The organism is Peribacillus sp. (assembly GCF_059453735.1).
In genome coordinates this window covers 1-5,187 of sequence record NZ_JAZVJO010000300.1, presented here as the reverse complement: position 1 = coordinate 5,187, position 5,187 = coordinate 1, and the positions used below count along the sequence as shown (strand labels likewise).

Below are 5,187 nucleotides of genomic sequence, written 5' to 3'. Positions count from 1 at the left end.
TTTGGGACTTGTTTGTTTAAGTTGATTAACTGTATCCTCAGCCACTTCTTTTTTTATATCTTCTACTTTTTCAGTTACCTCATTGCTATAAAGTCGCAAAGCTCGGAGTATTTCGTTTGTCATATCATTAACGTTAGTCACTGGACTTCACCTCGCAATAAAGTTCAGTGTTACCATCATCACGCCTGAACGAACGATAAACCGTATAAACAGTATCTTCGAATTTAACTTTGCTTTCCCTGTCGTATTCATCTGAGTCCACAATCAATTCTAATGCAGGCTTTGTTCCTTGTTGTCCAGCTGCGCTAAATTCAGATCGGCTTATACTCTTCTCAGTGCAAAAAATCAGCCTTTCTGTTACTTCACCTTCGATTTCTTGGCCTAAATCATCCTCAGCAGATTCAACAGTAAGAAGGTAACAAATATCATCCAGAGAAACAGTCTTATTTATTGACGATTTTAATGACGGCATTTGGACGACCCGCCTCCTTTATGACCCTGTTGTGCAATCGGAATTGAAGACTACGGGACAAAGGAATATTTTCTTGCCTCTTACGATACAGCCAAGCCGCGTAATCAATAATCAGCATAATATCTTCTGACTTGTCCAAATCAAGAGTAATGCCTTTTCCCTCTATTTCACTTTTCGCACTTTCTAAAAGAACCTCGAAAAAGGCATCTCTCAATCTATGAGTGATGCCTAAATCAAGTTTAAATAACTGTAGTAGGTTTTCCATTATTCTTTCACTTCTTCAATTAAAGGGGTTTTTTGTTTATTCTTTGATGATGATAACTCTTCAACCCTTTCAGATTTTGCTTTCCCTTTGCGTGGATACTTATCCCCAGTTCTGTAAACATGGCCTTTATCCTGCATATCCTTAAAATCTTTAATTACTTTATATTTCATTACCATTCACCCTTTCTTTTAGATTAGGCTCCAGCTGGCTCAGGTGTATATGTGATGTAATATCCTGCTTCATCATCCACTTTCTTTACATCAAAACGGACGAATCCTGCTAGTAACTGACCGTAAATGTCATTGTCAGTCCATTTTACAGATGCTTGCTTACGATTGAATAGAGTACAAAACTCTTTTGCATCTCCAACGAATCCAACAAGATCGCCTTCAGCATTTCCAATTACATCATCGTCAAGGACTACAACTTCGCGCCCTTTGATTCGCTTACCGGAAGCAACCGTGATATCATCTTGAAGCAAGTAACGACCATTGCCGTCTTTTAATAGATCCAATTCATTAAACAAAGAAGAAGATACATAGAATTTAACGTTGTACACTTGTTTAAATCCAGTATTCAATAAAGTGACAACTCCGTCTAAACCAGTAACCGCTTTAGTTTTTGCACTTTTGAAGATGTCAGCAATTTGCGCATTCTTTGTATTTAAGTCTTGGTCTTTGATATCATCAGCGATAAGACCTGCGATATCATAATCCGCATCATCAATCGCTTCTTGAGATACAGGGATATATCCACGGTAAGTTTCAATATCGTAATTAACTTCAGTGAAAGTCGGTTTCGCTAGTTCAGGGTTTTTAGCAAGCTCAGCAACAGATGTCATTTTTCCATTTGATTTATGAATAACAGGATATTTACCGGAACCACGATTAACTGAAACAGTTCTCACGTACTGAGTAAGGTCTAGTTCATCGACCAGCTCTTTTTTAGGAGGCATTAAATCTTCTGGAATTAAAGCTCCACCTTCTACAGATGTGAAACCATCACGAGTTTGTCCTTTAGATCGTACATAAGCATTAATAGCTTCTCTTGTTTCTACTTTAGCTGGCATGTTTCTTTTTCCCCCCATGTTTGGTTTTTTTCGATTAGAGGATTCGATTTCTTTTTCCAACTCTTCGATTTCTTCCTCTAATTTCGTTTTTTCATTTTCAGTTACTTCAATTTCTTTTTCATTGTCTTCTACGCTAGACTCAATCGCTGTAAGATCCTCATCATTTTCCACACCATCAATAGCTGCTTCAAACTCACTGCGCTTAGTTAATAGCCCTTGTAACTTTCCTTCAATAGCTGATACTGCATCACGTTTTAATTTTAATTTTGCTCCTAGCAGAACTGGATTAGGCATTATTCAATCTCTCCTTTAGTTTTAATTTTCTTTGTTCAAGCTTTTGTTTCTTGATTGTTTCTACATCTTTCTGTCTTGCTGCTACAGCAGTTTGCGGATATGCAGGGAAAGCAGTTATAGATACTTCCATAGTGTTTGCTTCTCTTACAATCCATTTAATCGTTCCATCCTCTCGGATTTCATGATCTTCCTGAATAGGAGTAAACCCAAAAGAACAACCTCTCACCTTGCCTGTTTGAACTTTTCGGTATGCACTTTTAGCGAATGGGTCTTCTAAATCGACTTTCACTTTCCCCCATAATCCTTGTGAATCTTTTCTAAGTTCCAATGTATTACTGCCTGTACTTCCTAAAACAATACGAGTATCATGGTTATCTAAACACATGATGTCGTTTTCTCGCAGGCTGCGGTCAAACGCTTCAGGTGCTATTTCTTCAAAAGCTCCCGGCCATAATTCGGTTTCTTGGTTGAATACAGCAAAATATCCCTCGATGAAGGCTTCTCCATTTTCTTCATCGCTTCGCGTTTTTAAATCAGATTCAAATACCATTAAACGCTTTTCCTTATTCATTATTCTCACCGCCCTTCAATTTGTTTTGTGAACCAAGCATAGTTGCCGGGATATAGTTTTCTAGGACAATCATTTCATTCATTTCCTCATCAGGATCCAACCCAATCCAATCACGTAATTCATTCCTTCGCATTGCATTACGGTCAACTAATTGAGTGCCAGCTGTTACCATTTCGGTTAAGTCATATGAATATAAACTTCTCGGATTTAAACGGAAGAACCAGTTAGGGTTAAACAATAGATCTCTTGTTAATGTTTGAGAGATAATCTGACCAATTGCAAAAATACGGGTATTGATAAAGTTGTTATATTCTTCTTTATTGAAACTCCCGACTCCCAAGAAAAAAGCTGGCACTCCTAAGAGTCCAGCCACTGTCTTTTTATCCAATTCAGCACCTTCAATAATTGCAATGTCTTTCAAAGACAGAGGCTTAACTTGATCCACTTTGATAAGATCCGCTGGAATAATCCAAGGTTTCCCACCTTCTGTTTCATTAAAGTATTTTTTCATTACTTCATCTCGTCCCTCTGGACTAGCTAACTCTTCAGTCAAGGCATCAACCGAGATAACCAACGATGGCATATATTTGCCACTCATAAAGTTATTCTTTGTTATGGTTGATTGATTAAGGTTCTTTACCACATCACGCAAAGCTACGCGGTAGCCTGTTCCTTTATATGGATAGGCAGGATGAGGATTAAGAACAAAGTGTATGACTTCATCCGGTGTATAAGTAAGCCCGTTGTAATTGACCAGATAACCTCCATCAATGTCCTCAAACATTACAGCTTGCATAGGTAAAGGTGTTAAATCATCAATGTATGTCGTTTGTGGATTGATGCCAATGTGGACAATTGAATTGCCGTCACCCTCTAGCAATAAATCTCTGACAATCTTATAAACCCAACTTTTGCGAGTCATATTACGATAAGGCTCAATGTCAATCTTTCTGGACAATTGATTCTTAACGCGCTTATCTCCCTGGCTTGTATTTTCCATAAGATGAATTGTCATGTTAGATACAAGGTCCGCTATCTTATCAACCGCAATCAATACATCGGGATTGTCTGATAGCTTCGTATATCCGATTGTTTCTACATCACCTAATGCTATAGGTATGGTGGTAAGCGCTGATCTTGTTTTCTTTTTTTTATTCCAGAATGCCATTCTCTACCCTCCCTTCTTTATTTGCTGCCAAGCCAAGACGAGGCATCAGTTGCTTTTGTCATATCTTCAAGCATTTGAACCGCCCCGAATACAGCTGCATCAAATAAATCAATTCGTTGTGTGCCTCCATCGCCATCTACTTTTTCGTATTGGATCATATCGTCTGTTTTTTCGATGGCACGAACATTTTGCACACAATACTCAAAGGCTTGATTATGGACATAATAAAAGCTTCCGTTTTTCGCTTTCATTTCAATGCGACGGAAACCTTCTGATTTTTTATAGAAGTATTGAGGTTGATCCACAATTTTAAATCCAGCACGTTTCATTCCTAAGAAGAATTCACGACCGAACTTTCTATCAAATCCAACCTTTTTAATTTTGAATCCAATTGTTTTCATTTTCTTAAACCAATTAATGATGTCATCATAATGGACAGTTGGTGTATTACTCATGGTTAGCACCCCGTCGTCCTGCCACCCAAATAACGGTATGCCGTCTTCCTCAGCCTTAGAGTGTGCTGTCACAATCGGGAAGAAAGCATGGCTGATAACAATGTCAATCTCTTTCCCATTGTGTTTATATGTGCCATATAAAGCCGCTGCAGTTAAGTCGTGTAGCTTAGATAAGTCGGCTCCCCCGTACCATTGTATAGGTAACTTAGCCAACTCTTTTAAACTCCAGTTATATTGCTTGTCAGAGTATCTAAATTCGTTTATATCGAAGTAGGCTTTCATTGATGATGTGAAGATATTAAGCGTTTTATTTAAAAATTCACTTCTAGTTTGTGGATCGTTCATTGCTAATTCCGCGTCTCTCACTAAGTCCTCTATGTCAACTGATACTCCGCAAGAAGGATTAGCCATCTCTAATATTTTAGGATCCGTATAATTCTCTACATTTCCTTTTTCGTCCTGGTCTGCTTTACAAACGAAAATAAAATATTCGTCATCCTTAACAGATCCATTTAAAACCTTTTTGCAATAATCTAAACGGTTAGCAAGAAAGCCATTAGGTATATCTCCAGCTGTAGAAATGGCAATAAGCAATTTATTTCGATATGCCTTTTGTGAGTTTTTCATCAGAATATATTGTTTCGCTGATTGCCATGTATGAACTTCATCCAGTATCAATAGGTTACTATTCAAGGAATCCAAACGTTTAGGGTCATTGGCTAATGCCTGTATAAAAATAGAGCCGCCATCACTGAATGCTTTTGTAATGGAATGTTCTTGGTTATTATCCCTTATCCGAATGGTCTTATCTCTCAGGAGAGTAATGTTGTAATTTAAAAAGCCGAATGACTCCATTGTTTGTTTTAAACTGTTAGCTAAGATGTATAATTTAG

Annotated in this window: 7 protein-coding genes; all 7 read right to left on the bottom strand. The window is 37.7% G+C overall.

Features of this window, described 5'->3' with window-relative positions; all coding sequences use genetic code 11:
- Positions 1–133: 133 nt before the first annotated feature.
- Positions 134–472, bottom strand: a complete 339-nt coding sequence (locus AC52RT_RS09565; RefSeq protein ID WP_495540528.1) for a phage head closure protein — start codon at positions 470–472, stop codon at positions 134–136.
- A complete protein-coding gene (locus tag AC52RT_RS09560) occupies positions 444–737 on the bottom strand; it encodes a hypothetical protein (RefSeq protein WP_495540527.1) in 294 nt (97 codons plus the stop codon). The genes AC52RT_RS09565 and AC52RT_RS09560 overlap by 29 nt, the downstream gene beginning before the upstream one ends.
- Complete coding sequence (locus AC52RT_RS09555; protein WP_495540526.1) at positions 737–907, bottom strand: hypothetical protein; 171 nt, start codon at positions 905–907, stop codon at positions 737–739. Before AC52RT_RS09555 ends, AC52RT_RS09560 begins: the two co-directional genes overlap by 1 nt.
- A gap of 23 nt (positions 908–930) precedes the next feature.
- Positions 931–2,100: a phage major capsid protein gene (locus tag AC52RT_RS09550; RefSeq protein ID WP_495540525.1), complete on the bottom strand. Its 1,170-nt coding sequence runs from the start codon at positions 2,098–2,100 to the stop codon at positions 931–933.
- Positions 2,093–2,671 carry an HK97 family phage prohead protease gene (locus AC52RT_RS09545; protein WP_495540524.1) on the bottom strand — a complete coding sequence of 193 codons (579 nt, stop codon included), beginning with the start codon at positions 2,669–2,671 and terminating at the stop codon, positions 2,093–2,095. The genes AC52RT_RS09550 and AC52RT_RS09545 overlap by 8 nt, the downstream gene beginning before the upstream one ends.
- Complete coding sequence (locus tag AC52RT_RS09540) at positions 2,664–3,839, bottom strand: phage portal protein (protein ID WP_495540523.1); 1,176 nt, start codon at positions 3,837–3,839, stop codon at positions 2,664–2,666. Before AC52RT_RS09540 ends, AC52RT_RS09545 begins: the two co-directional genes overlap by 8 nt.
- A gap of 17 nt (positions 3,840–3,856) precedes the next feature.
- On the bottom strand, positions 3,857–5,187 hold a 1,331-nt coding region (locus tag AC52RT_RS09535; protein WP_495540522.1), incomplete at its 5' end, for a terminase TerL endonuclease subunit.